The following is a 23,090-nucleotide window of genomic DNA, read 5'->3' on the forward strand; positions in this document are numbered from 1 at the left end:
AAAACAATGGCATGTCTTTGAAAAATGCATCGAGGGGAGACAGATCTGATGCTTAATGAGTTCAAAGCGTTCATCGCCCGCGGCAATGTCATGGATCTCGCAGTCGGTGTCATCATCGGCGGCGCGTTCGGCGGGATCGTCAAGTCGCTGGTCGAGGATATCATCATGCCGATCGTCGGCGCGATCTTCGGCGGTTTCGATTTTTCCAACTACTACATTTCGCTGTCGGACAAAGCCGTTGGGCCAACCCTTGACGAAGCCCGCAAAGGTGGGGCCGTTTTCGCATACGGCAATTTCATCACCGTCCTGATCAATTTCCTGATCCTCGCTTGGATCATCTTCCTGATGATCAAGGCTGTGAACATCCTGCGCGAGCAGGTCGAGCGCAAGGAAAAGGCCGCACCGGCAGAGGTCCCGCCGCCGCCGGCCGATGTCGCATTGCTGACCGAAATTCGCGACCTTCTCGCCAAGCGCCCGGCCGTCTGATCTGGCGGTCTGATCCGGGTGAGGGCCCGCCCATTCCGGCCGGGCTCATCCATCACGAAAATCGATATGCCATCACGCTTTGTCATGGGATTTGCGCCTGCAAATCCGTTATGAAGGCGTGAACCGGAGATATGCATGTCGATTATAAGCAGCCTCAGCCCGCGCGCCGTCGCAGCGCCAGAAAGCGGGATCGTCGAAGTCGTCAATTATGCCCGCGGCCGTGAGGGCCTTTTGCCGCTCTGGGTCGGCGAAGGCGATCTTCCTACTCCCGATTTCATCAATCAGGCGGCCATGCAGGCGCTCGCCGCCGGCGAGACCTTCTACACCTGGCAGCGCGGCATCCCCGAGCTGCGCCAGGCCCTGTCGGATTACTATTTCAGGCATTTCGGTATCCGTCTGGCACCGGAGCATTTCTATGTGACCGGTTCCGGCATGCAGGCGATCCAGATCGCCGTCCAGGCGCTGACTTCACCCGGCGATGAGTTCGTCTATCTCACCCCGGCCTGGCCGAATATTGCCGCCGCCCTTGAAATCGCCGGCGCGCGGTCGGTTGGCGTAGAGCTCCAGTTTGAAGGCGGCACATGGGCGGTCGATCTCAACCGCGTTGAAACAGCCATTACGCCGAAGACGCGCGGCCTCTTCATCAACACGCCGTCGAACCCCACGGGCTGGACCGCGACGAAGAAGGACCTGGCCGATATCCTGGCGCTTGCTCGTAAACATGATCTCTGGATCATGGCAGATGAGATCTACGCGCGTTATTTCTACGCTGGCGGTCGCGCGCCGTCCTTCCTGGATGTGATGGAGCCGGGCGACAAGGTCATCTTCATCAACTCCTTCTCCAAGAACTGGTCGATGACCGGCTGGCGCGTCGGCTGGATCGTCGCCCCGCCGGAAATGGGCCAGGTACTGGAAAACCTCATCCAATATTCCACCTCGGGCGTCGCGCAGTTTGTGCAGAAAGGCGCGGTCGCGGCTCTTAACGAAGGCGATGCTTTCGTGCAGTCGAATATCGACAAGGCGGCCCGCTCCCGCGACATCCTCTGCGATGCGCTGATCGCCACAAATCGCGTCGAGACGCTTAAACCCGATGGTGCGCTCTATGCCTTCCTGAAGATCGACGGCATTACCGACAGCCGCAAGGCCGCAATCGACATCGTCGACAAGACCGGTGTCGGCCTTGCGCCGGGCACGGCCTTCGGAGCCGGCGGCGAGCTTTTCCTGCGCGCCTGCTTCCTGCGCGATCCGGCCCAGGTGACGGTCGCGACCGAGCGGCTCTGCGACTATATCCTTACGGTTTAGGCGGAGCGGCGTATCGCTTCCGGCAGCACCGGAAGCAGCGTCACGTTGCGCCCCTCGACGATGATGACTTCGCCGTCTCTGATCGGCTGAAAGGGCATATCGGCTTTTTCCAGGAAGTCGACGGCCCTCTCGGCTGCTGCAGCCTCGTCATGCGCTGAGCGATAATGCGGAACTATGGAGAAATCGACGAGACCGAGGCCATCCCAAAGGATATTCTCGTCGTAGCCCGGCGCGAGTTGCTGCGGGTCGTCCATGATGTCGATGCCTTTGAGCGAGGGCGTCACTACCACCGCCCCGGCGCTGAACCCGCCGTAGACGAGCGCATCGTCGCGCAGCAACTCCCCTATGATCTGATCGAAACCGCTCTGCCGCATGGCGCGCCGTAGAAGAAAGGCATTGCCGCCGACGGCCCAAGCGAGATCAAAGCCGGCGAGCGCTTTTTCAAGAGCACGCGGCTCCCCGAAATAATCCCTCAGATCCAGTTCTTCCGCCTCGATCCCCCAATCGGCAAGCTCCTCCTTGGGATCGTAGACATTGGCCTCATAGGCGCGACGCGCCTCGGCCGGGATGAAGTCCAGCGCATTCTGGATAATTGCGGCGCGCCGCCCGCCATTGAGAAGCTTCTTGAGCCGGAAGGCGCTCGCTCCGAGCCGATAGGATGACAGGTAGAGTCTCATCATTGCTGCTCCCTGTTGGAGAGGGGCAGGTCACGAGATATGGAAAGAAGATATTGTGCCACGAGAAGTCCTTGCATGGGGCGGACATCGGGGCAGAAACAAAAAACCCCGCGCGTCCGGCGGGGTTGGATCGGGTAATGTGAACAGTTTCAGGTCACAAGCCGACGCCCCCACCGCAAAGGGTGGTCGTCATGCCCATCGTCATAGCCTGAAACGCGAAGTTGTTCATGGCCTGAGTTTGCCCGGCCGCATGCGTGATGTCAATGAGCGCTGAAAGAGAGGGGCAGGAGGCCTTTTCGTTTCGAAATCGGCCGGTCGCTAAAATTGTAGCAAAGCCGGAAATCCGCCTCTAACCACATGTCGAAACATACCGGCCGCAAAGGCTTTCCGAGGCTGTTTGATAACAAAATCGGAAAGGAAAACCCCGTTCTGATGTTCCCGAAAAAACATAAAACAGGGAATGCAGACATGGCGGTTCTGGTGACAGGTGGGGCTGGATATATCGGCAGCCACATGGTTTGGACGCTGTTGGATGCCGGTGAAGACGTCGTCGTGCTCGACAACCTCTCTACCGGCTTTCGCTGGGCCGTGGCGCCGGCGGCGCGCTTCTATCTTGGCGATGTCTCCGATCCGGATGTGCTGAAGAAGATCTTCATCGAGAACGATATCGAGGCAATCATCCATTTCGCCGGCTCTGCCGTCGTCCCTGTTTCGGTTGCCGATCCACTCTCCTACTACGATAACAATTCAGGCAAAACGCGCGCGCTGCTGAGCGTTTCGATCAAGGCCGGTATCCGCAACTTCGTCTTCTCCTCGACGGCCGCTGTCTACGGCCAGCAGAAGAGCTCCGCTCCCGTGAAGGAAACGGCACCCCTCAATCCGGAAAATCCATACGGCCAGTCGAAGCTGATGACCGAAATGATGCTTCGTGACGCCGCGGCCGCCTATGACTTCGGTTATGTGGCGCTCCGCTATTTCAACGTCGCGGGCGCCGACCCGCAGCTGCGCGCTGGCCAGTCGACCTCGGGTGCGACCCATCTCATCAAGGTCGCCTGTGAGGCTGCGCTCGGGAAGCGTGGCAGCATTACCGTCTACGGTTTCGATTACCCGACCCATGATGGCACCGGTGTGCGCGACTACATCCATGTCAGTGATTTGACGGCGGCGCATTTGAAGGCACTCGAGCATCTGCGCCAGGGCAGGGGGCCACTTGTCGCCAACTGCGGCTATGGCAACGGCTATTCCGTACTCGATGTATTGAACATGGTCACCCGCTTGAACGGTCATTCGTTCAAAATCAACATGGCGGCACGTCGCCCGGGTGACGCCGCAAGCGTCGTCGCCGATGCGACGCTTGCCCGCCGCGTGCTGGATTGGGCGCCGAGATATGACTCACTGGAAACCATCGTCCGCAGCTCGCTCGACTGGGAGCTCTTCCTGATGAACAAGAGCGTCGACGATCTGCACAGCATTCATCGCGCACTGGCTGCAGCTTCTTTCTGAGATGCAGCCGAACAACTTGCCATTCCGGCGTAGATACGGGTGGCCCGACGTTACGTGAATAAGGAATAATCAAGCTTTCTCTGGCCAACTTCAGCCAAGGGAATAGGGATCATGAAGAACTTCATAGCCTCGTTGCGGCTGCAAAAAGATAATCCGAAGTTTCTGGTGGCACAGTTCAAGGCTTTGTCGTCACAGATTCCGATTCTCTACGTTCTTCTTGTCATCAATGCGCTGGCTGTGGCCATCACTCACATCAGATCTGCGCCTCTCTGGCTTTCGCTCTACATTCCCGTCGGGCTCAGCATTGTCTGCGTCTTTCGCCTCTGCTGGTGGGAAATATCAGGCAAGGAAAATGTCACGCCGGAGCGCGCGCTGCGGCTGATGAAAGTAACGCTAGCAGGCGCGGTCATCCTCACCATCGGCTTCGGCGGTTGGGCTATCGCGCTCTATCGATATGGCGATGCCTCGCAGCAGGGGCAGATCGCCTATTTTCTGGTTGTAACCGGCATTTCCTGCGTTTTCTGCCTGATGCACCTGCCGCTCGCCGCGGCAATCACCACGGTCATCACCTTTACGGCCATGATCGTGACCTTTCTCTTTTCCGGCAACCCGGTTTTCGTCGCAACGGCCGTCAGCGGCCTGTTCCTGGTGCTGCCTTTCCTGCGCGTCATCAACAGCTACTTCCAGAATTTCGCGCATCTGGTGCGGCTTGCAGAAGAGCTCAAGCAGAAGCAGGCGGAAGCCGAGGAGCTGAATCGCGTCAACAGCCGCAATGCCCTGCAGGATCAACTGACTGGCCTTGCCAATCGTCGCAGTTTCTTCCTGTCGCTGGAACAGATGCTGCTGAAGGATCCCGCCGCGCCACCGGTCATCGGCATCGTCGATCTCGATGGCTTCAAACCGGTCAATGACGTCTTCGGCCACGCGGCCGGCGACGTCGTATTGAAGGAGACGGCGCGCCGCTTCGTCTCGTTGTTGGGCGATCAGGGCATCGTCTCGCGTCTTGGTGGCGATGAGTTCGGCATCATCTTCCCCGCTGACATGACGCTCAGGGCAATTTCCGATCTCGGCCTGGCGCTATGCGCGGCCGTGCGCGAACCCTATGACATCCCGGACGGTTCGGTCCGTGTTTCCGGCTCCTGCGGCATCGTCTATCCTGAGGCGGGCGAGTACACGGCCGAAGACCTCTACGAGAAAGCGGACTTCGCGCTCTATCAGGTCAAGAGCAAGCGCATCGGCGGTGTGGAATTCTTCTCGCCGGAGCACGAAAAGATCCTGACACAACGCTACCTGATCGAGCTCGAACTGCAGACCGAGAATTTCGCCAGCGAACTGAAGCTCGAATATCAGCCGATCGTCGAACTGCGCAGCGGCCGTGTCGTCGGTTTTGAGGCGCTTGCGCGTTGGGACAGCGCCCGCTTCGGCCGTATCAGCCCGGATGCCTTCATCCCGGCTGCCGAACGCACCGCCGTGATCGGCCGGGTGACGCGCATTCTCTTCGGCCAGGCGCTCGACGCCCTGAAGATCATGCCGGCGCATCTGCGCGTCTCCTTCAACCTGTCGGCCCGCGACATCTGCGATCACGAAACCTCGATGGCCCTGCTCGCCATGATCAACCGGTCGGGCGTCGACCCAAAACGCATCGAATTCGAGATCACCGAGACGGCGCTGCTGTCTGACTTCGATACTGCCGATCAGGTGATCGGCATGCTGCGCGCCGCCGGCATCTCGATTGCGCTTGATGATTTCGGCACGGGCTATTCAAGCTTGAGCCATATCCATCGCCTGGCCTTCGACAAGCTGAAGATCGATAAGGCCTTCGTGATGAATTTCGACCGCGATGCGCGCTGCATGAACATCACCCGTTCCGTCGCCAATCTCTGCCAGAACCTCGGCATCGCCTCCGTAGCCGAGGGTGTCGAAAGCGAGGAGGTGGCCGAGTCGCTGAAAGGCATCGGCGTAAGATTGGCGCAGGGCTATTATTTCTCCCGGCCGCTGCCGCTGGAACTGGCGATCGACTACGCGGTCAGGCGCGACGTCACCGTTTCTCAGTCCCTTTCGGCCTGATTGATCAGCCAGCCACTGGAACCTCGGCCCGACCCCGTTTATTCCTAGGGGAGGAGTGAGGTGGATCATGGACAATAGCAATCAAAGCGAAGTTATCGTTGAACGGCGTGGCACGGCGGGCCTTATCCGGCTGAACCGACCAAAGGCGTTGAACAGCCTGACGATCCCGATGGTGCGTACGATTGCCGCCGCACTTGACGAGTTTGCCGGTGACCAAGCGGTGGCCAGCGTCCTCGTGATGGGGGAGGGCGAGCGCGGCTTCTGCGCCGGCGGCGATATCCGCGCCATTCACATGAGCGGGCGTTCCGGCGATGGCCTGGCGGAAACTTTCTGGCGCGAGGAATTCCGCCTCAATCACCGGATCGCCAGCTATCCGAAACCCTATGTAGCGCTGATGGACGGCATCACCATGGGCGGCGGCGTCGGGCTTTCCAGCCACGGCCGCCATCGGATCGTCACCGAGCGCACCCGCCTTGCGATGCCGGAAACCGGTATCGGCTATTTTCCAGATGTCGGCGCTACGTGGCTGTTGCCTCGCACGCCGGGTGAAAGTGGTACATGGATGGCCCTGACCGGGCTCGATATCAATGCCTCCGATGCAATCTATACCGGCCTCGCTGACGTCTATATGTCTTCTTCGCGCCTCGAAGAGGCAGTCCATCGTCTGACGAACCTGTCTGCGGGAAGTTCGTCTGATGATGTGGATGCGGTGCTGCGCGATCTCTCGGAACAAGTGGATGAAGGCAGGTTGCAGGCCAATGCCGCAATGATCGACCGTGCCTTCCATTTCAACCGCGTGGAGGATATCGCATCCGCACTCGCTGCGGAGGAGGGTGAATTCGCCGCCGAAACCCGCCGTGTGTTGCTCACACGATCGCCGACAAGTCTCAAGCTTGCCTTGCGGCTGCTGAGAGCCGGCCGCCAGAGCCGCACGCTCGGCGAATGCCTGGCCCGCGAACTCGGGGCTTGCATGCACGTCCTGCACGGTCCGGATTTCTACGAGGGCGTTCGCGCAGCCGTCATCGACAAGGATCGCAATCCGAAATGGTCGCCGCCGACGATCGCCCTGGTCAATGATGAAATGATCGGCCGCTTCTTCGAATCGCCCAAGCCGCCGCTTTCGCTCTGACACTGTTTGATCGGGAAAGGCTCTAGCGCCACATGCCCCGCATGCGCGCGCCGACATCGATGCGCACCTGCCGCGCCTGCTGGGCGGCTGCCGTATCGGTCTTGACCTGCGGCCAGCCGCAAACCTCGAAGAATTGCAGCAGCGTGGCCGGAATGAAGCGGCTGCGCGACGCATAGACATGCCGGTCGCCCTGCGAATTCTGCCCATAGGTGAAGAAGCGCTGCGGCACGACGAGGTCGAGACTGTCCTTGGCGCGCGTCATTGCCACATAGAGGAGGCGCCGCTCTTCCTCGATCTCCGCCGTTGTCCCGACTGCGAGATCGGAGGGAATGCAGCCGTCTATGACGTTCAGCATGAAGACCTTGGTCCATTCCTGTCCCTTGGCCGAATGGATGGTCGAAAGAATGAGATAATCCTCATCGAGCAGCGGCACGCCAGCCTGATCCGAGGTTGCATCCGGCGGATCAAGCGTAAGCTCGGTCAGAAAGCGCTCGCGAGAAGCATAACCGCCGGCGATTTGTTCGAGCTGGATGAGATCGGCAAGCCGGGCGCTCGCATCTTCATGCAGCCGTTCCAGATGCGGCTCATACCATTGCCGCACCAGTTCGATCTCAGCGGGCCAGCCGGCCTTGCCGGTCTTCAGCTGCTGCATGGTCGAAACGAAGGAGGTCCAGTCGTCGCCCGAGCGTGGCGGCGCAGGCATGGCGGCGAGCGCCGCAACCGGGCTCGGGTCCTCAGCCATATGGTCCAGCACCTTCTGCGCCGTAGAAGGCCCGACCCCCGGAAGGATCTGCATCAGCCGGAAGCCCGCCACCCGGTCGCGCGGGTTCTGGGCAAAACGCAGTGCCGCCAGCATGTCCTTCACATGCGCGCTGTCGAGGAATTTCAGGCCGCCGAACTTCACGAAGGGAATGTTGCGGCGGGTCAGCTCCACTTCCAGCGGGCCGCTGTGATGCGAGGCGCGGAAAAGCACCGCTTGGCTCTTCAGCTTCACGCCCTCTTCGCGATTGTCGAGAACCTTGTCGGCCACATAACGTGCCTGATCATTCTCGTCGCGCACAGTCACCAGTCGCGGCCGTTCCGGCGATTCACGCTCCGTCCAGAGGTTCTTGGTGAAACGCTCGGAGGCAAGGTCAATCACGGCATTGGCGGCGGCCAGGATCGGCTGCGTCGAGCGGTAGTTGCGGTCAAGCGTGACGATGTTGGCGGCCGGGCTGAAGGCGGCCGGAAAATCGAGGATGTTGCGCACCGTCGCCGCGCGGAAGGAATAGATCGACTGCGCATCGTCGCCGACGACGGTCAGGCCCTGGCCGGTCGGCTTCAGCGCCAGAAGTATGGAAGACTGCAGCTTGTTGGTGTCCTGATATTCATCGACAAGCACATGGTCGAAGCGGCTGCCGATATCCTCGGCAATCATCGGCTCGGCCACCATCTGCGCCCAGTAGAGCAGCAGGTCGTCGTAATCGAGCACGTTCTGGCTCTGCTTGGACTCGACGTAACAGGCGAAAAGCTCGCGAAGCTGCTTTTCCCAGGTGGCGCACCAGGGAAAGGCGTCGCGCAACACGAGCGGCAGTTCCATTTCCGAGTTTACCGCGCGCGAATAGATCGCCAGGCAGGTTCCCTTTGTCGGAAATCGGCTCTCGGTCTTCGAGAAACCAAGATCATGACGCACGAGGTTCATCAGATCCGCACTGTCTTCCCGGTCATGGATGGAGAAGGCCGGATCGATGCCGATCTGTTCGGCATAGTCGCGCAAGAGGCGTGCGCCGATGCCGTGAAACGTGCCGCTCCAGGCAAGTGCATCCGCCATGATGCCGGAATTCTTGCCGAGAACCTCGCCGCAGATGCGTTCGACGCGGCGGCCCATTTCCGCTGCTGCGCGGCGGGAAAAGGTCATCAGCAGGATTCGGCGCGGATCGGCACCTTTGAGGATCAGATGGGCAACGCGGTGCGCAAGCGTATTCGTCTTGCCTGATCCGGCCCCGGCGATGACCAGCAGCGGACCCGCCACATGACTGCCGTCGGCAAGCGTGCCGTGTTCAACGGCCATGCGTTGCTGGGGATTGAGTCTTTCGAGATACATCCAGCCGTCCGGTTGGGCTTCACGGGAGAATCAGCACCCGCGAATAAAATCAGATGTTCCTTGGATGTTCTCGATTGGCGCCGCTGTCAAGCAGGCAGAGGCGGCCACGCACTATTGCGGAAAATCCGGCACGATCTGGCGCCGCACCAGCTTCAGGCTGCGGTCGGGCTGAAGAATATAGGTTTCGTAGACGCGCTGGCCCTGCTGATCGTAGAAGTCGTTGTACACTGCGCTGCCGATCGGCGACTTCGTCAGCTTCGTGCGCGGCTGCCCGCCATAGGTGATGCTGCCGGGAATTGGCTCTAGTGCGGGCGCGTCCGCGGCGGAGCAGCCGACCAGAGCGGGTGTGGCCAATAGGGTGGTCGCAAGAAGGGCAGGCACCAGCGCTTTCATCATCTTTTCCTCGGCTGCAATTGTTACGGCGGCTGCCGACACTTCCGGCAAGATTTCAGCACCACCATCGTGATGACTATGCATCGGGCCGACCGCGCGCCGCAACAAACGTCGTCTTCCAGCGTTAAATCCCTATTAGCCAATGTCAGGAACGACCATGGTGCTGCGATTTCACAACTCGCCGACTGACGAGGAAGCCTGGATGAAGAGCCGCAACACGGCCGCCATGCGCGCGTCCGTGGAAAGCGCCCTGCATGCCGCGGGCGATTTCGATGCAGCCGAAATCATCGTCTCCACCATCGGTTCCCTCGTCATTCTCGAAGGTTTCGTGCGCCAATGGAGCGACAGTGAGCGGGCTCGGGCGATTGCCGAGGCTATTGTCGGAAGCGGTTACGTCCATTGCCGCATGCTGGTGAAATAAATCACCGTCCACTTGAAGATTTTCAAGGAACCAACGCCCTGCCTTCGGTGTTGAAAAGCTGATTTCAATGCTGGAGACAATAATGCAAACGCTTATACGCCTCTGGGCCTGGGGCCTTCTTATTGGGTGCGGCGCCTTTGCCGGCTCCGCCTATGCCTCACTCGAAACCGATATGGATTATTCGGCCTTGCCGAAGGACGAAATCGCGCTGAATGAATATACCAGCGCTGCCGTCTGCGAGCCCGCCGAGCCGCATTACCTGCCGTCCTTCATCCGTGTCGCAGATGGCACAATCGTCGGTGTGGGATATATTCAGGTCCAGGATGAGAATACTTCGGACTGCTGATCGAATATTCTAATTTTCTTGCGGACGAGGCTCGTCTGCAGTCTCCCGCAGAGGGTGACGAGCCTCTGACCATCATCATGATGGCTGGCGTCGTTCTATTGATGAACAGATGAGCGGCGCAATATCTTTCGAAACAAAGCCCTGCGCGAGCTCCGTGCAGGGTTAAGTGAAAATTAAGCATTGCTCCGTTTCGGAACGGATTGGACTTTATTTGTCCGAAACCGCCGCTGAAGACTTAATGCACCTTAAGCTTTGCTTCCTCGGCCGCTGCCATAAACTCCGCGCGAGCCTCTTCGACGGTCTTTCTTCCATCAAGTGCCGCGCGGCAGACGCTCCGTGCCCTGAGGTATTTCAGTCCGCGCATGGCAGGCCAGTGCTCGGCAAGGCACGCCAAGGCGTCGAACGGTCCGTTAACCGTACGTGCTCCGGCCCCTTCGAAACCTACCTTGATCGGACCATTCCATCGTTCAGTTGCCATCGACGCTCCTCCAGCATGTCTCGATAGAAACAGTGATTGAAGCCTCCCGGTTCCTCCGCAAAGACTTCAGAATGCTAATATTCTAGCGAGATTTTTGCCGGCAGCAATGGCGCCGATTGGCGCGGTGGATAATGCTAAAGGAGAAAACTGGTGCTGCCGAGTGGGATTGAACCACCGACCTCACCCTTACCAAGGGTGTGCTCTACCACTGAGCTACGGCAGCAGGACCAGACGCGTGAAGCGAAAACGCTCAACTCGCGTGAACGGGGCGGCTATTGCCACAGGTTCGGCAGGAGTGCAAGCCGCAAATTCCAACTTCTCTGGGAATAACGTGCGGAGCACTTTTGGAATGGCGCGAATTCGGTTACTTCTGGGGCATGAACGAAGAGACTGAAAAGGCCCGGCAGAGCCGGAAAGCGGCCATGGAAGCCCAGGCGGCATTGCGGCGCGAGCGGGCTGCCGAAAAGCTGAGAGAAAATCTTTCCAGACGCAAGCAGCAGGTACGTGCTCGCCGCTCCGGCCAGGCGGACGAGACGGATGGCTTGCCCGCGGCAAAGACTGCTGCCGCAAAAATGGACGAATCGTAATGTTCGGTCCGCGACGAATTGAAGCGTACGGGGATTTGCTCTAAAGACCCCGACTTCTTGCCTTGCCCCCACAGGCAAAACTTTTTGAGGAAAGGCGGGCCTCGCCCGTAAGTGCACATGGATCGTATCAGAATTGTCGGCGGTAATGAGCTCAATGGCATCATTCCGATCTCCGGCGCCAAGAATGCCGCGCTGCCGCTGATGATCGCCTCGCTTTTGACGAGCGATACGCTGACGCTGGAAAACGTACCGCATCTTGCCGATGTCGAGTTGCTGATGCGCATCCTTGGCAATCACGGCGTCGATGTGGCCGTCAACGGCCGCCGCGAGCGCCAGGAAGATTCCTACGCCCGCACGATCCATTTTACCTGCCGCACCATCGTCGATACCACTGCGCCCTATGAGCTGGTGTCGAAGATGCGCGCCTCCTTCTGGGTCATCGGTCCGCTTCTCGCCCGCGAAGGCCATTGCCGTGTTTCCCTGCCGGGCGGCTGTGCCATCGGCACGCGTCCGGTCGATCTCTTCATCGACGGCCTGACCGCGCTCGGCGCGACGATGGAAATCGATGGCGGCTATATCAATGCCAAGGCTCCGCAAGGCGGTCTCATCGGCACGCATTACACCTTCCCCAAGGTGTCCGTTGGCGCAACGCATGTGCTGATGATGGCGGCAACACTTGCCCGCGGTACGACCGTGATCGGCAATGCCGCCCGCGAGCCTGAGGTCGTCGACCTTGCCAACTGCCTGAACGCCATGGGCGCCAAGATTTCCGGTGCCGGCACCTCGACCATTACGATCGAGGGCGTCACTTCGCTCTCGGGTGCCCGCCATCGTGTCCTGCCTGACCGCATCGAGACGGGCACCTACGCCATGGCCGTCGCCATGGCCGGCGGCGATGTTGTGCTTGAAAATACCGATGTTGGCCTCTTGGAAACGGCTCTCGAAACGCTGCGCCGCGCCGGAGCGGAGATTTCGTCGACGAACAATGGCATGCGCATCAAGCGCAACGGCGCCGGCATCCAGCCGGTCGATATCGTCACCGATCCCTTCCCGGGCTTCCCGACCGACCTGCAGGCGCAGTTCATGGCGCTGATGACCCGCTCTTCCGGTGTCTCGCATGTCACGGAGACCATCTTCGAAAACCGTTTCATGCATGTGCAGGAACTCGCCCGCCTTGGCGCGAAGATCTCGCTCTCCGGCCAGACGGCGAAGATCGAAGGTGTCCAGCGGCTGAAGGGCGCCCCCGTCATGGCGACCGATCTTCGCGCTTCCGTCTCCCTCGTCATCGCCGGCCTTGCCGCCGAAGGCGAAACCACGGTGTCCCGCGTCTATCACCTCGATCGCGGCTTCGAGCGGCTGGAAGAAAAGCTGACCCGCTGCGGCGCCATCGTCGAACGCGTCAGCGAGTAAGAAAAGGGCGCACATGCGCCCTTTATCCCGGTTGCGTATTTGGCCGCCGCGCCTTATTTCCGTTGTCTGACAGATCGCCGCACCTGCGGCCGAAAGATACGGGATAGAGGCTGGATGACCGACCTGAAACTTGTTGCGCTCGATGCCGAGGACCTGGCGGTCATTTCCGCACATGTGCAGGACAGTGTCTTCAAGGTAGCCGATATAGACTGGTCGCCGCGCGACAAGCAGTTCGCAATTGCCGCCAACCGGTTCGTCTGGGAAGAAGCGGCCCGAAAACGCAAAGGTTTTGAGCGCCGTCGTGCGGCCCTCGTATTCAAGCGCGTGCTATCCGTCCGCTCGATCGGCATCGACCGCGCCCGCCGCGATGACGTGCTGTCGCTGCTTGCCCTGCAATTCGAGCAGAAGGGCGAAGGGCCGGAAGGCACGCTCGAGCTCTCGCTGTCGGGCGCGGCCTCCATCATTCTCGATGTCGAATGCATCGAAATGCAGCTTGCCGATGTCGGCGGCGCCTGGGAAACGGGTTCCAAGCCGCGTCATCCCGGCACCTGAGCCCAACAGTTCGAGCAAGAAGGAATTCCGGCCTTGGCAATCTGGCTTAATCAGACATCCCACGGTTTCGAACAGCGCTTCGCAGCCTTTCTGACCACCAAGCGCGAGGTCTCCGAAGACGTCAACGCCGTGGTGCGCGCCATCATCGATGATGTGCGCGCCCGTGGCGATGTCGCTCTCGCCGAATATTCGAAGAGGTTCGACAGCATCGATTACGCGACGGTACCGATGCGCGTCACCGAGGAAGAGATCGAGAACGCCGTCGAGGTCGTCCCCTCGGAAGTGCTCGGCGCCTTGAAGGTCGCGGCGCTCCGCATCGAATCCCACCATCGTCGTCAGCTTCCCAAGGACGATATCTACGAAGACAATATGGGTGTCGGCCTCGGTTCGCGCTGGACGGCGATCGAAGCCGTTGGTCTTTACGTGCCCGGCGGCACGGCGAGCTATCCGAGCTCGGTGCTGATGAACGCCGTACCGGCGAAGGTCGCAGGGGTCGATCGCATCGTTATCGCGGTGCCAGCCACGGGCGGTTCGGTCAATCCGGCGGTGCTGGCTGCAGCCAAGCTTGCAGGCGTCAGTGAGATCTACCGCGTCGGCGGCGCGCAGGCGATTGCTGCCCTTGCCTATGGCACGGAGACGATCGCCCCGGTCGCCAAGATCACCGGCCCCGGCAATGCCTATGTGGCCGCCGCCAAGCGCCATGTCTTCGGCACTGTCGGCATCGACATGATCGCCGGCCCCTCGGAAGTGCTCGTCATCGCCGACAAGGATAACAATCCCGATTGGGTCGCCGCCGATCTGCTCGCCCAGGCCGAGCATGACGAGAGCTCCCAGGCGATCCTGATCACGGACGACGAGGAATTCGGCAAGGCGGTCGAAGCAGCCGTCGAACGGCAGCTGAAGACGCTGAACCGCGCGGAAACTGCCGCTGCCAGCTGGCGCGACTTCGGCGCGATCATCCTCGTCTCCGATCTCAAGGATGCCATCCCGCTCGCAAACCGCATCGCCGCGGAACATCTGGAATTGGCCGTCGCCAATCCTGATGCCTTTGTGGAGAAGATCCGCAATGCTGGCGCAATCTTCATCGGCGCCCACACGCCCGAAGTGATCGGCGATTATGTCGGCGGCTCCAACCACGTGCTGCCGACGGCGCGCTCGGCCCGCTTCTCCTCCGGCCTTTCGGTTCTCGATTTCATCAAGCGCACCTCGATCTTGCGCCTTGGTCCCCAGCAGCTTCGCGACCTCGGCCCGGCGGCGATTGCGCTCGCCGTCTCCGAAGGCCTCGATGCCCATGCGCGATCGGTCGCGATCCGCCTCAACCTCGAAAGGTGAGGGAATGGCGAAGGACGACTTCCGGCTCTGCGACGTTGTCCTTGACGATACGATCGGCCGTTCGACGCCTGATGTAGAGCATGAGCGGGCAGTCGCGATCTTCGATCTGATCGAGGAGAACTCGTTTGCGCCGTCAGGCCATGCCGGCGGGCCCTACCGGCTGAACATTTCGCTGGTCGATTCCAAGCTGGTCTTTGCGATCACCACGGAAAAGGGTGAGGATGTCGCAACCCATATCCTCTCCCTGACGCCCTTCCGGCGGATCGTGAAGGACTACTTCATGATCTGCGAAAGCTATTATGAGGCTATCCGTTCGGCGTCTCCAAGCCGTATCGAGGCGATCGACATGGGCCGGCGCGGCATTCACAACGAGGGTTCGCAGACGCTGAAGGATCGTCTCTCCGGCAAGATCGACGTCGATTTCGACACCGCCCGGCGCCTCTTCACGCTGGTCTGCGTGCTCTACTGGCGTGGATGACGGCGATGGAGCCGCCTGTTGAAACCGAGGGTGGAAAGCGGCCGGGCGCCATCCTCTTCATGTGCGGCATGAACGCTATCCGTTCGCCGATGGCCGAAGCGATCGCCCGCAGCATTCTGCCGGCCAATACCTATATACGATCTGCCGGTGTTCGCGCCGGCGAACGCGATCCCTTCGTCGATGTCGTGCTGGAGGAAATTGGCCTGTCGCTCGGCCGCCGGCAGCCGCAGACGCTGGAGGAGCTTGAGGACGACTATTTCGACCTCATCATCACGCTCTCGCCGCCGGCCCATCACGCAGCCCTTGAGCTGACCCGCTCCAGCGCTGTTGACGTGGTCTACTGGCCGACCATGGATCCGACGGTCGCGACCGGCACGCGTGAGCAGATATTGGACGGTTACCGCGAGGTTCGCGATCACCTCGCCGGCCTCATCGAAAGCCGGCTACTCAAGAGAAATGGCATCGCCGCGCAATCGGCGTGAAACAAAAGTCAGAAAGCCCGATCTACGAGGTTCACAAATCCCCGTTGATTGTGTAGTTTCCGCGCAAATTTTCAGGCGCCTTGCGCCTTTTTACCCAACACACAGGAAGAAAACCCTTATATGCCGAAAGAAGAAGTCCTCGAATTCCCGGGCATCGTGACCGAACTTCTGCCGAATGCGACATTCCGCGTGAAGCTCGAAAACGAGCATGAGATCATTGCCCACACCGCCGGCCGCATGCGCAAGAACCGCATCCGCGTTCTCGCCGGCGACAAGGTTTTGGTCGAAATGACGCCCTACGACCTGACGAAGGGCCGCATCACCTACCGCTTCAAGTAAGCTTGGTCTGCGAGGCTCCCCGGAGCTTTCGCTCCCGCCTGCCGATGGTCGAGGTTCCATGGCGCTGAAATACAAGCTCATTCTGGCCTCGGGCTCGCCCCGCCGCGTCGACCTGCTCAATCAGGCCGGCATCGAGCCCTCGCGCCTCATGCCGATGGATATCGACGAGGCGCCGAAGAAGTCGGAGCATCCGCGCTCTCTGGCACGTCGCCTATCGGGCGAAAAGGCAGAGGCGGCACTTGCCGCCATCAAGGGCGACATCACCTGGAAGGGCAGCTATATCCTGTCCGCCGATACCGTGGTCGCCGTCGGCCGTCGCATCCTCGGCAAGGCAGAGTTTGCTGACGAAGCCTCAAACTCGCTGCATCTGCTCTCCGGCCGCAACCATGTGGTCTATACGGGCATCTGCCTCATCACGCCCGATCGCAAGGTGCGCCAGAAGATCGTCGAGACCAAGGTGCGCTTCAAGCGCCTGTCGAGTTTCGAGATCGAAAACTACATTGCGTCAGGCCAATGGCGCGGTAAGGCGGGTGCCTACGGCATCCAGGGGCTCGCGGGCACCTTCGTGCAGAAAATGGTGGGTTCCTACACCAATGTCGTGGGACTGCCGCTTTATGAAACCATCCTGCTTCTGACCGGCGAGGGCTTCGATGTCCACAGCCGTTGGCCCGAGGGTTGATCTTCAGCTAGAGCGTTGTGCATCCTTTCGGACGCACAAGGGACGCTTTAGCGTTTTGAATCTACACATCAGGCTTTCTGAAAATGGCAACGATTTTCGGACCCATGCTGTAGGAGGAAAATATGTCCGATGAAATGAAGACCGGAGGCAAAGTCGAGCCGCTGCGCAAGACGCGTCCCTGCCCGGAATGCGGCAAACCGTCGAACCGCGAGCACTATCCCTTCTGCTCCAACCGCTGCCGCGAGGTGGACCTGTCGCGCTGGCTGACGGGTTCCTACGCCATTCCCGTGGCCGACGACGAGACCAAGGCGGATTACCCCGACGAGGAAAACTAGGTTTTCCACCGCGAAGCCCTTATTTTTTCTCGCAAATTGCCAAAATCTGCTGGACCGTCAAAAAACTATCATTTGATGCTTGCCATGGGCGAACAAGATGCTATAACCCCGCTCGCTTCCGGGGCGAACCAAGGCCCTGACATTCCAAGCCGGAATGTTTTTCGAGAAGCGTGGTTAGCCCAGGTAGCTCAGTTGGTAGAGCAGCGGATTGAAAATCCGCGTGTCACTGGTTCGATTCCGGTCCTGGGCACCATTTCTAACGGCTTGGTTTTTCTCACATTTTAGCTCCTTATTTTGGCCGACAGGATTTGCGGTCTAGACGCTGCTTTTGCATTTTCTAGACGTCTTTTGTTTTCCGTCTGTTCACTTCAGCCTCAAACTCGCTGACTGTCTGGGCCATCTTCTTTGAGGTGTCAGCGCGGCGGGAATAGTGCTTTGCCATCGCCTCCGTTTTCTGCCCGAGCATTTCGGCGATCGTCGAGTAGTCCTTGCCCATTTCGCGCAGAATAGTTGCGACGGTATGCCTGAGGCCTTTAAGGGTTAGGCCGGGTTGAACCGTGCCTTCCTTTTCGAGCTTCTGACGAACCGGGCGCCATGACGCCCGGAACCCCGAGACGGTCCACGGCTTGCCGTAGCTATTAGCGCACAGTGTGAGGGTTCTGGTGCGATGCTTAGGCTCGGCCGCCAATGCATCGATTACCGGGGCGGGCAGTGGCACCCAAACAGGCACGCCTGTCTTCCCGCGGCGCGTATCAAGGCGCCCCTCAGAAACCGCTGTGCGTGGCAATTGGAGCGCGTCTTGAGGGTCGAGGCCGCAGTACATCATAAGAGCCACTGGCAGCGCCATATGGGCGGGCAGGGCGGCTGTGACCGCTTCTCGTTCGTAGTCCATCCATGGGCGGTTTGCCTCGGTTGCGTCGGTCGCTTTGCGAACGCGTTTGACCTTCGAAACGGAATTAGACGACATCAGCTCTTGCTCTATGCCGTGCTCGAAAAGGATGCTGAGTACTGTCAGAACGTAGTTCGCGAACTTGCGCTTTCGCTTCTCGAATGTCTTGTCGCGGAGACGAGCGACCCAGCCCTGAGTCAGCTCGGCAAGGGGTGAAGGTGCCAAGGGACGTAGGTATTCCAAAACTTTCTCATAATCGGATTTGGTGCGTGTCTTCAGGGATTTGAAGCCGGCAGATCCGCGATAAGAAATAATTAGGGCGCCAAGCGTGCCGGGTTTCGCCTCCATGCCTTGGCTCGCTGCGTTGATGGCCTCGAGCTCGGCGAAAAACTCTGATGTGCCAAAGTCAGATTTTAGCCGCTTCCCGGTCTTTCGATGGTAGGCATACCACTTGCCAGTCTTGGGCTCGAAATACCGCTTTATGCCTTTTACTCGGACGACCGTTCCAGTCATAGCGCATCGAGCAGCGCGTCGGCCGTCCTCAAAGGATTCCCTGCCTCGCGCAGCCCGTCAATCCAGCAGTCAAGCTCTCGCAGGTCGTAGCGCTCCATACGCACGCCGACGCCCAGCGCGATGGGTCGCACTGGGCACACAGAACCAAATGTCGGCAGGCTCAGGCCGCAATATGAGGCGGCCTGCGACTTCGTTAGAAGTCTAGCTGGGAAATTATCATTGGCAGCTACAAGCGGCGATCTTGTTCTCATGCGCAGTGCTTGAGATTGTCGTTCGAAGCGACGGGTCGTACCGCTTTGCGGACGCGCATTGCGCAGATGGCCTCCAGCAAGGCCAACGATGGAATAACCGGGCTCTCGGGACGGAATGTGATCTGGCATCCAAGATTGACAGGCATCGTATCTCCTCTGGTTTTGGGCATAGGTGATCGTTCGGTGCAGCGATGCGTCGCTATCTTCTCTGGGCAAGAACGGTGGCGGTCATCCTCGTCTCCTCTGCGGTGGCAGACAGAGCAATGACCGATTCACAGATCAAGCGTTAGGCAAAGAACCCTGCATTAATTGCGGTACTATTCGTCAGTGTCGTCGTAGGTGGAGATCGCATTCCGGATATGGCTTTCGCTGAAGCCGTACTTAGCTCCGAGTTCGGAGAGCACCGTGTCGTAGCGCACTCCAGCTTCCCTCATCTGGTGGAAGTCTTCACCTATTTCGATCCAGAATGCCGGCAAGGCCTTTGGCCGACCAGCAGAGCGCTTGGCAGGCTTCAGGAGATCTGCGGCGATGCCTTGCACGACGCGATCCGCTTTGCCGGCCAGCAGCAGCTCAATAACCATCCGTCGCGCGTCTTCGGTGCGGCCTTGGCTCAGAGCTGAGCGGATGTCGATCGCCTGAAGGCTGAATGATGGCGGAAGTTTCGCCATTACCTTGCTACCAGATGATCTCCAGCGACAATCCGAGATGGCCGTCCGGCCGCGTCCTCAGCCGACACGGCAAGGTGATAGTTTTCCCGCCCCGTGCTGGTGATGTAGCGATCGACGATGACGGATCTCAATTTGCCGGCGATGTGATCGACTGCTTGGCCGATTTCAAATCTGTAAGGCTCCGCTGTGGTGATGATGGTGTGCGCGTTCATTCTCAGCCCCGTTGTTCGGCAATGTTAGTTGTTGTAAAACGATTCTTAAAAACGGTCAACTAACAAGTGCGGCAAAGTGCTAACATTTGCTTTCGACCGGCTACCGCACCCGCCACCACATGAGGAGACAGATGTGACCCGAACCGCAAGCCTGGGAATACGCGTTGAACCGGCCGTGAAGAGTGCCCTCGAATCTGCGGCAAAAGCAGATCGCCGTACCGTCGCCAGCTACATCGAAAAGCTGATTGTCGATGATCTCGAGACTAAGGGCTATTTGCCGAAGGATGCCGCATAGTCCCGTTGACAAATTTGTAGGTTGGCGCACGAGCGGCTCGTCACAGATGAAGGCCGGGCAGAGGTGAAGCGGATCGACACCTATCGCGACTGGAAGTTTTAGGCGGCCAAGATCAAGAAGTTGCGGTCGAGCGCCGTGACGCTCACGGGAGACCGCTTCGGCCAAACTTTCGGCCATAGTGCGAATCCTGTGGGGATTTCAGCAATTTTGCTTGGATAATCAGCAAGCCGCATTGATCTTGCTCCGCAATGCTGCCTAGCTGGAGATCCTGGCAGCGGGGAATGCGGCTAAGCTTGGAGGCGAACCGCACTCGCCCGCGTCAGGTGGCTCCTCGGTGGCGAGATCAGCGCGAATGCTGGTCTCGCCGACAGCCAAGAACACCGTGCAACAGATTGTTGGGTGTCGCAATGAAGGAGTTGCGTAAAACGCAACTTTATCCACGGTCGCGGATAAATTTCCGCGAATGTCGCACCAGATCAAGCGGTCCTCGCGACCGTCGCTATGTACCGTCCTGTTGAACGTACGCGCGACCACTTGCGCCAGCAACTACGCAATTGTATGCGCAGGTTGTACACGTCGGGGGACGCGATGATTTTCACTAATTTAGCCAGGATCGTTGCATGGCTTGCGCTCGTTCTCGGTGCCTCTCAGATATTAATTGGCTTCGGCATCGCCAACGAAGTCTTTGGGCCATACAAGGAGGCGCTGGCCCGATATGCGCCGGGCGCCGCGAACGCAGGTAAAGTCATTGACCGTGGCTTTTACGCTGTCCTTTTTGCGGTAGCACTCGGCACGCTTGCCGAGATCAGCTTCAACTTGCGTCGCGGCAGGCACGAATAGGCGTCCGACCAGTCCATCACGTCGCAAAATTTAGGGACCGTTGATCGTTCACATCCGTTTGATTGTATGAGAAATTGCGGCCGTCAAATTCTCTACAGAACCGCGTGTACCGCTCTTCTCCAAAAGCGTCTACGTAGGTGATCCGGCCGTAAACGAAGAGCCGCTTTCCGCCTGCTTTATGCTCCTCTACCAAACTTTCGACGCTCGGCCCGTCCAGTTGGGGGATACACCCCTTGTAAGGCCATAACTCCTCATGGGTAATGACCGAGTCGTCAGGATAACTTCTACTTACTGCGCATGTTTCCGGATCTGGAGGAGTGTCTGCCAGCTTGTAGCAAATGCTGAGGCGCTTCACTCTCGCCGGCGTTCTGCCGAAATTACGAAATGTGACGCCGTGGGTAGCGACGACGTTTCCATTTTCGTCTTTCGTTTTCTTGGTTGTAAACATGCGGACGTGAGGGCGCTCCGCATTAATGTTTGCAAGCGTCGCCTTCCTTGCCAAGAATGCGCTGTACATATTGGCGAAGAGGGTTGCAATTAGCATAGCCATGCCAATTGCGTTCAACCACGTTCCCCACAGTGTGGTGGCCGTGCTTTCTCGAGCGGCAATTACGGCAGCCCACTGGGCGCAATTGTCCGGACCTGCCTCTGCAATACGGGCATCGCAAGTAGCCGCCGGCGCGGAGATAGGTTGTGCGTCTTTCTCATTGTACACTTGCACCTGCCCCCACGCATATGCTTGAATCCAAGGGGATGTACTGATGAGAAACATCAAGCCTAGTGCGAGAAGGGCTCGTTGAGAAAATGATAACAAATGCGAACCTCGATCAGATGGATAGTTCGGTGAAACTCTGTTTTGTTGCCACGGCACTTGACGGGCGGTATCGAGAAGAACCGATGGACAGCTTTCTTCGATTCCGTGATACTTGTCTCAAGACAACCGCTGCTGGAAGGATACTTATCGCTGTTTACTATGCGGCGAGCCCTGCTGCATCATGTCTATTGAGGAAATCCCCAATTCTCATGCGTGTTTCCGGCAATCTGCTTACTGCGATCGGAAACAGATTGCCCAAACAGAAGTAAGGTGCGGGCCTCACGACCCGCCCCAGCTCCGTGACTATGGTCTGATGCGGGTTCTTATCGGCGGACCGCGACGGATATACTTGTACGGCGTCCGTCCTGGTCGCCATACCATGTGCTTGTTGATGGCCCGGTCTGGATCGCCCCGAAGAGCGTCACGTAATTATAGCCTTCCGTGAGACCGGTTTTCATCGATCTGGCAGAGAATGGCACAATGTCAGAGCTCCCCATGAGAGAGACGGCGCCGTTGACTTCTACAGTAGATGCTGGCGTTGTCGTGCCAAATGCCAACGCAGACCTGGTTCCGTCGCCGGCTGCACCGTTGATGGCGTTTCCAGTGGCGACAGCGTCAGCAACCTCATCGGACCAGACAAGGAATTCACAGCGGATTTCCGTGTTGACTTCGGCGAAGGTGGTGCTCGTCCTCTGCCTGTTTGCCGTGAAGTTGTTGAACAGCGCCACGCCAGTGTCGTTATACCAAGACCGGACGAAGCGCTGCGCCAGCGTATCAACGAATGCCGGGCCCGTAACAGGCCGAGCCATGCCGACAAGCGTTCGGGTGGCGTCACCGGTCTTGATGCGAACGCCAGTCGTGCTGTCCACCGCAGAGGCAGTCGTGGATGCCTCCAGCGTCATCGTCCCGGAGTTCATCCAGGCATAGATGTAATACAATGTGGATGGCGTCAGGCCGGTGGGAGCCAGGGTCACGCCAGCGGATGGGATGGAATAGTGTACCCCGTTGATCGTCAGCAGTTGGCCATTAAAGCGGGACAAGAGCAGATTGCCGCCAGACAGCGACAGCCTGCACTGACCATAAGACTGGGTTGCTGCAGATGTTGCATTTGCCCAAGTCACAATGTTTGTAGACGTATTGACGGTGCAAAGCAGGATGTCGTCAGAGCCGTCGAAAAAGTAAAATTTCACGGTTCCGGCGACCGAAGTATCCTCCCAGACAGTGCCGGCGACGGCGTACGACGGCCGCGCCGATCCGGAGTGACCTGAAAGCAGCGCATCAAGCGAATCGTCGGTGCGCTGCGTGAGCAGAGTTGGGGTGGCCGGGCCGACTAGCGGCACAGACCAGGTTGTTGCTTGGCTCATTCAGAGGTCTCCTCGTTGGAGGGCTGCTTGTCGGTAAAAAAGCGGTCGCGGCTGAAGTAGTCGGCCGTGCCGAAGTAGTCGTTTTCGTCTTCAGTTTTGTCAGGGCGCGGGGGCGCATCACCCGCGGCCGGCTTGGTTGGCTGGTTCATTTGGTTTTTCCTGTTG

The 23,090-nt window shown here is 59.1% G+C and carries 29 protein-coding genes and 2 tRNA genes; 20 read left to right on the forward strand and 11 right to left on the reverse strand.

Annotation, left to right across the window (positions count from 1 at the left end; genetic code table 11):
• Window positions 1-48 precede the first annotated feature (48 nt).
• Window positions 49-486 carry a large conductance mechanosensitive channel protein MscL gene (gene mscL, locus FHX06_RS17885; protein ID WP_112541634.1) on the forward strand — a complete coding sequence of 146 codons (438 nt, stop codon included), beginning with the start codon at window positions 49-51 and terminating at the stop codon, window positions 484-486.
• A gap of 135 nt (window positions 487-621) precedes the next feature.
• Window positions 622-1,788, forward strand: coding sequence for a pyridoxal phosphate-dependent aminotransferase (locus FHX06_RS17890; RefSeq protein WP_113211374.1), 1,167 nt, complete (start codon window positions 622-624; stop codon window positions 1,786-1,788).
• Here the strand turns inward: FHX06_RS17890 and FHX06_RS17895 are convergent.
• Window positions 1,785-2,468 (reverse strand): Type 1 glutamine amidotransferase-like domain-containing protein, encoded by a 684-nt coding sequence (locus FHX06_RS17895; RefSeq protein WP_246715581.1) that lies wholly within the window; start codon window positions 2,466-2,468, stop codon window positions 1,785-1,787. The genes FHX06_RS17890 and FHX06_RS17895 overlap by 4 nt on opposite strands.
• 465 nt (window positions 2,469-2,933) lie before the next feature.
• On the opposite strand from FHX06_RS17895, the gene galE reads away from it, so the two are divergent.
• The 3 genes from galE (at window position 2,934) to FHX06_RS17910 (ending at window position 7,164) form a co-directional block, all read left to right on the forward strand.
• Entirely contained in the window at window positions 2,934-3,968 is a 1,035-nt protein-coding gene (galE, locus tag FHX06_RS17900) for a UDP-glucose 4-epimerase GalE (RefSeq protein WP_183880249.1), read from the forward strand.
• A 111-nt stretch (window positions 3,969-4,079) separates the two neighbouring features.
• Window positions 4,080-6,035 (forward strand): putative bifunctional diguanylate cyclase/phosphodiesterase, encoded by a 1,956-nt coding sequence (locus FHX06_RS17905; RefSeq protein WP_113211375.1) that lies wholly within the window; start codon window positions 4,080-4,082, stop codon window positions 6,033-6,035.
• 67 nt (window positions 6,036-6,102) lie between these two features.
• Window positions 6,103-7,164, forward strand: coding sequence for an enoyl-CoA hydratase/isomerase family protein (locus tag FHX06_RS17910; RefSeq protein WP_183880251.1), 1,062 nt, complete (start codon window positions 6,103-6,105; stop codon window positions 7,162-7,164).
• A gap of 22 nt (window positions 7,165-7,186) precedes the next feature.
• On the opposite strand, the gene FHX06_RS17915 is transcribed toward FHX06_RS17910, so the two are convergent.
• Together FHX06_RS17915 and FHX06_RS17920 are read right to left on the reverse strand one after the other, a co-directional pair.
• Complete coding sequence (locus tag FHX06_RS17915; protein WP_113206984.1) at window positions 7,187-9,247, reverse strand: ATP-dependent helicase; 2,061 nt, start codon at window positions 9,245-9,247, stop codon at window positions 7,187-7,189.
• 111 nt (window positions 9,248-9,358) lie between these two features.
• Window positions 9,359-9,640 (reverse strand): hypothetical protein, encoded by a 282-nt coding sequence (locus FHX06_RS17920; RefSeq protein WP_112541628.1) that lies wholly within the window; start codon window positions 9,638-9,640, stop codon window positions 9,359-9,361.
• A gap of 202 nt (window positions 9,641-9,842) precedes the next feature.
• Here FHX06_RS17920 and FHX06_RS17925 point away from each other — a divergent pair, with 202 nt between their 5' ends.
• Window positions 9,843-10,061: a BON domain-containing protein gene (locus tag FHX06_RS17925; RefSeq protein WP_246715587.1), complete on the forward strand. Its 219-nt coding sequence runs from the start codon at window positions 9,843-9,845 to the stop codon at window positions 10,059-10,061.
• Between the two features lie 82 nt (window positions 10,062-10,143).
• Window positions 10,144-10,407 (forward strand): hypothetical protein, encoded by a 264-nt coding sequence (locus FHX06_RS17930; protein WP_112541626.1) that lies wholly within the window; start codon window positions 10,144-10,146, stop codon window positions 10,405-10,407.
• A 235-nt stretch (window positions 10,408-10,642) separates the two neighbouring features.
• On the opposite strand, the gene FHX06_RS17935 is transcribed toward FHX06_RS17930, so the two are convergent.
• Together FHX06_RS17935 and FHX06_RS17940 are read right to left on the reverse strand one after the other, a co-directional pair.
• Entirely contained in the window at window positions 10,643-10,885 is a 243-nt protein-coding gene (locus FHX06_RS17935; protein WP_112541625.1) for a DUF982 domain-containing protein, read from the reverse strand.
• Between the two features lie 148 nt (window positions 10,886-11,033).
• Window positions 11,034-11,108: transfer RNA gene (locus tag FHX06_RS17940), tRNA-Thr, on the reverse strand.
• Window positions 11,109-11,262: 154 nt separating this feature from the next.
• Between FHX06_RS17940 and FHX06_RS17945 the strand changes: the two genes are divergently transcribed.
• The 10 genes from FHX06_RS17945 to FHX06_RS17990 all read left to right on the forward strand — a co-directional run bounded on the left by FHX06_RS17945 (window position 11,263) and on the right by FHX06_RS17990 (window position 17,332).
• Complete coding sequence (locus tag FHX06_RS17945) at window positions 11,263-11,472, forward strand: hypothetical protein (RefSeq protein WP_037101256.1); 210 nt, start codon at window positions 11,263-11,265, stop codon at window positions 11,470-11,472.
• A 117-nt stretch (window positions 11,473-11,589) separates the two neighbouring features.
• Window positions 11,590-12,882, forward strand: a complete 1,293-nt coding sequence (murA, locus tag FHX06_RS17950) for a UDP-N-acetylglucosamine 1-carboxyvinyltransferase (protein ID WP_113206981.1) — start codon at window positions 11,590-11,592, stop codon at window positions 12,880-12,882.
• 114 nt (window positions 12,883-12,996) lie between these two features.
• Window positions 12,997-13,434 (forward strand): DUF2948 family protein, encoded by a 438-nt coding sequence (locus tag FHX06_RS17955; RefSeq protein WP_112541623.1) that lies wholly within the window; start codon window positions 12,997-12,999, stop codon window positions 13,432-13,434.
• 33 nt (window positions 13,435-13,467) lie between these two features.
• The gene (hisD, locus tag FHX06_RS17960) at window positions 13,468-14,766 is read left to right on the forward strand and encodes a histidinol dehydrogenase (protein WP_183880253.1); all 1,299 of its coding nucleotides are present in this window, start codon (window positions 13,468-13,470) and stop codon (window positions 14,764-14,766) included.
• Between the two features lie 4 nt (window positions 14,767-14,770).
• Window positions 14,771-15,244: a UPF0262 family protein gene (locus FHX06_RS17965; RefSeq protein WP_112541621.1), complete on the forward strand. Its 474-nt coding sequence runs from the start codon at window positions 14,771-14,773 to the stop codon at window positions 15,242-15,244.
• Window positions 15,241-15,726, forward strand: a complete 486-nt coding sequence (locus tag FHX06_RS17970; RefSeq protein ID WP_183880255.1) for a low molecular weight phosphatase family protein — start codon at window positions 15,241-15,243, stop codon at window positions 15,724-15,726. The genes FHX06_RS17965 and FHX06_RS17970 overlap by 4 nt, the downstream gene beginning before the upstream one ends.
• Window positions 15,727-15,846: 120 nt before the next feature.
• Window positions 15,847-16,065, forward strand: coding sequence for a translation initiation factor IF-1 (infA, locus tag FHX06_RS17975; protein ID WP_003545338.1), 219 nt, complete (start codon window positions 15,847-15,849; stop codon window positions 16,063-16,065).
• Window positions 16,066-16,123: 58 nt separating this feature from the next.
• Complete coding sequence (locus FHX06_RS17980) at window positions 16,124-16,744, forward strand: Maf-like protein (protein WP_007821131.1); 621 nt, start codon at window positions 16,124-16,126, stop codon at window positions 16,742-16,744.
• A gap of 122 nt (window positions 16,745-16,866) precedes the next feature.
• On the forward strand, window positions 16,867-17,079 hold the full coding sequence (gene yacG, locus FHX06_RS17985) for a DNA gyrase inhibitor YacG (RefSeq protein ID WP_112541619.1): 213 nt from the start codon (window positions 16,867-16,869) through the stop codon (window positions 17,077-17,079).
• Between the two features lie 177 nt (window positions 17,080-17,256).
• Window positions 17,257-17,332 (forward strand) — tRNA-Phe (locus FHX06_RS17990).
• A gap of 84 nt (window positions 17,333-17,416) precedes the next feature.
• Here FHX06_RS17990 and FHX06_RS17995 read toward each other — a convergent pair.
• The 3 genes from FHX06_RS17995 to FHX06_RS18005 form a co-directional block, all read right to left on the reverse strand.
• The gene (locus FHX06_RS17995) at window positions 17,417-18,481 is read right to left on the reverse strand and encodes a tyrosine-type recombinase/integrase (RefSeq protein ID WP_183880257.1); all 1,065 of its coding nucleotides are present in this window, start codon (window positions 18,479-18,481) and stop codon (window positions 17,417-17,419) included.
• 568 nt (window positions 18,482-19,049) lie between these two features.
• On the reverse strand, window positions 19,050-19,400 hold the full coding sequence (locus tag FHX06_RS18000; RefSeq protein ID WP_183880259.1) for a hypothetical protein: 351 nt from the start codon (window positions 19,398-19,400) through the stop codon (window positions 19,050-19,052).
• Window positions 19,400-19,612, reverse strand: coding sequence for a hypothetical protein (locus FHX06_RS18005; RefSeq protein ID WP_183880260.1), 213 nt, complete (start codon window positions 19,610-19,612; stop codon window positions 19,400-19,402). Before FHX06_RS18005 ends, FHX06_RS18000 begins: the two co-directional genes overlap by 1 nt.
• A 133-nt stretch (window positions 19,613-19,745) precedes the next feature.
• On the opposite strand from FHX06_RS18005, the gene FHX06_RS18010 reads away from it, so the two are divergent.
• Both FHX06_RS18010 and FHX06_RS18015 read left to right on the forward strand, forming a co-directional pair.
• On the forward strand, window positions 19,746-19,907 hold the full coding sequence (locus tag FHX06_RS18010; RefSeq protein WP_183880262.1) for a hypothetical protein: 162 nt from the start codon (window positions 19,746-19,748) through the stop codon (window positions 19,905-19,907).
• A 588-nt stretch (window positions 19,908-20,495) separates the two neighbouring features.
• On the forward strand, window positions 20,496-20,747 hold the full coding sequence (locus FHX06_RS18015; protein ID WP_183880264.1) for a hypothetical protein: 252 nt from the start codon (window positions 20,496-20,498) through the stop codon (window positions 20,745-20,747).
• Window positions 20,748-20,763: 16 nt separating this feature from the next.
• Here the strand turns inward: FHX06_RS18015 and FHX06_RS18020 are convergent, their stop codons facing one another.
• Window positions 20,764-21,462, reverse strand: a complete 699-nt coding sequence (locus tag FHX06_RS18020; RefSeq protein WP_183880266.1) for a hypothetical protein — start codon at window positions 21,460-21,462, stop codon at window positions 20,764-20,766.
• A gap of 116 nt (window positions 21,463-21,578) precedes the next feature.
• Here FHX06_RS18020 and FHX06_RS36295 point away from each other — a divergent pair, with 116 nt between their 5' ends.
• A complete protein-coding gene (locus tag FHX06_RS36295) occupies window positions 21,579-21,830 on the forward strand; it encodes a CFI-box-CTERM domain-containing protein (protein WP_409564425.1) in 252 nt (83 codons plus the stop codon).
• 54 nt (window positions 21,831-21,884) lie between these two features.
• Here FHX06_RS36295 and FHX06_RS18025 read toward each other — a convergent pair whose 3' ends face one another.
• On the reverse strand, window positions 21,885-22,925 hold the full coding sequence (locus FHX06_RS18025) for a hypothetical protein (protein WP_183880268.1): 1,041 nt from the start codon (window positions 22,923-22,925) through the stop codon (window positions 21,885-21,887).
• Window positions 22,922-23,074, reverse strand: coding sequence for a hypothetical protein (locus FHX06_RS18030; RefSeq protein WP_183880270.1), 153 nt, complete (start codon window positions 23,072-23,074; stop codon window positions 22,922-22,924). Before FHX06_RS18030 ends, FHX06_RS18025 begins: the two co-directional genes overlap by 4 nt.
• Between the last annotated feature and the right edge of the window lie 16 nt (window positions 23,075-23,090).

Source organism: Rhizobium sp. BK512 (assembly GCF_014194915.1).
Taxonomy (GTDB): Bacteria; Pseudomonadota; Alphaproteobacteria; order Rhizobiales; family Rhizobiaceae; genus Rhizobium.

Excerpts from the sequence above, each read along its gene's own strand:
- mscL (WP_112541634.1), top strand. The coding sequence starts at position 49 with ATGCTTAATGAGTTCAAAGCGTTCATCGCCCGCGGCAATGTCATGGAT.
- FHX06_RS17890 (WP_113211374.1), top strand. The coding sequence starts at position 622 with ATGTCGATTATAAGCAGCCTCAGCCCGCGCGCCGTCGCAGCGCCAGAA.
- FHX06_RS17895 (WP_246715581.1), bottom strand. The coding sequence starts at position 2,468 with ATGATGAGACTCTACCTGTCATCCTATCGGCTCGGAGCGAGCGCCTTC.
- galE (WP_183880249.1), top strand. The coding sequence starts at position 2,934 with ATGGCGGTTCTGGTGACAGGTGGGGCTGGATATATCGGCAGCCACATG.
- FHX06_RS17905 (WP_113211375.1), top strand. The coding sequence starts at position 4,080 with ATGAAGAACTTCATAGCCTCGTTGCGGCTGCAAAAAGATAATCCGAAG.
- FHX06_RS17910 (WP_183880251.1), top strand. The coding sequence starts at position 6,103 with ATGGACAATAGCAATCAAAGCGAAGTTATCGTTGAACGGCGTGGCACG.
- FHX06_RS17915 (WP_113206984.1), bottom strand. The coding sequence starts at position 9,247 with ATGTATCTCGAAAGACTCAATCCCCAGCAACGCATGGCCGTTGAACAC.
- FHX06_RS17920 (WP_112541628.1), bottom strand. The coding sequence starts at position 9,640 with ATGAAAGCGCTGGTGCCTGCCCTTCTTGCGACCACCCTATTGGCCACA.
- FHX06_RS17925 (WP_246715587.1), top strand. The coding sequence starts at position 9,843 with ATGAAGAGCCGCAACACGGCCGCCATGCGCGCGTCCGTGGAAAGCGCC.
- FHX06_RS17930 (WP_112541626.1), top strand. The coding sequence starts at position 10,144 with ATGCAAACGCTTATACGCCTCTGGGCCTGGGGCCTTCTTATTGGGTGC.
- FHX06_RS17935 (WP_112541625.1), bottom strand. The coding sequence starts at position 10,885 with ATGGCAACTGAACGATGGAATGGTCCGATCAAGGTAGGTTTCGAAGGG.
- FHX06_RS17945 (WP_037101256.1), top strand. The coding sequence starts at position 11,263 with ATGAACGAAGAGACTGAAAAGGCCCGGCAGAGCCGGAAAGCGGCCATG.
- murA (WP_113206981.1), top strand. The coding sequence starts at position 11,590 with ATGGATCGTATCAGAATTGTCGGCGGTAATGAGCTCAATGGCATCATT.
- FHX06_RS17955 (WP_112541623.1), top strand. The coding sequence starts at position 12,997 with ATGACCGACCTGAAACTTGTTGCGCTCGATGCCGAGGACCTGGCGGTC.
- FHX06_RS17965 (WP_112541621.1), top strand. The coding sequence starts at position 14,771 with ATGGCGAAGGACGACTTCCGGCTCTGCGACGTTGTCCTTGACGATACG.
- FHX06_RS17970 (WP_183880255.1), top strand. The coding sequence starts at position 15,241 with ATGACGGCGATGGAGCCGCCTGTTGAAACCGAGGGTGGAAAGCGGCCG.
- infA (WP_003545338.1), top strand. The coding sequence starts at position 15,847 with ATGCCGAAAGAAGAAGTCCTCGAATTCCCGGGCATCGTGACCGAACTT.
- FHX06_RS17980 (WP_007821131.1), top strand. The coding sequence starts at position 16,124 with ATGGCGCTGAAATACAAGCTCATTCTGGCCTCGGGCTCGCCCCGCCGC.
- yacG (WP_112541619.1), top strand. The coding sequence starts at position 16,867 with ATGTCCGATGAAATGAAGACCGGAGGCAAAGTCGAGCCGCTGCGCAAG.
- FHX06_RS17995 (WP_183880257.1), bottom strand. The coding sequence starts at position 18,481 with ATGACTGGAACGGTCGTCCGAGTAAAAGGCATAAAGCGGTATTTCGAG.
- FHX06_RS18000 (WP_183880259.1), bottom strand. The coding sequence starts at position 19,400 with ATGGCGAAACTTCCGCCATCATTCAGCCTTCAGGCGATCGACATCCGC.
- FHX06_RS18005 (WP_183880260.1), bottom strand. The coding sequence starts at position 19,612 with ATGAACGCGCACACCATCATCACCACAGCGGAGCCTTACAGATTTGAA.
- FHX06_RS18015 (WP_183880264.1), top strand. The coding sequence starts at position 20,496 with ATGATTTTCACTAATTTAGCCAGGATCGTTGCATGGCTTGCGCTCGTT.
- FHX06_RS36295 (WP_409564425.1), top strand. The coding sequence starts at position 21,579 with ATGGATAGTTCGGTGAAACTCTGTTTTGTTGCCACGGCACTTGACGGG.
- FHX06_RS18025 (WP_183880268.1), bottom strand. The coding sequence starts at position 22,925 with ATGAGCCAAGCAACAACCTGGTCTGTGCCGCTAGTCGGCCCGGCCACC.
- FHX06_RS18030 (WP_183880270.1), bottom strand. The coding sequence starts at position 23,074 with ATGAACCAGCCAACCAAGCCGGCCGCGGGTGATGCGCCCCCGCGCCCT.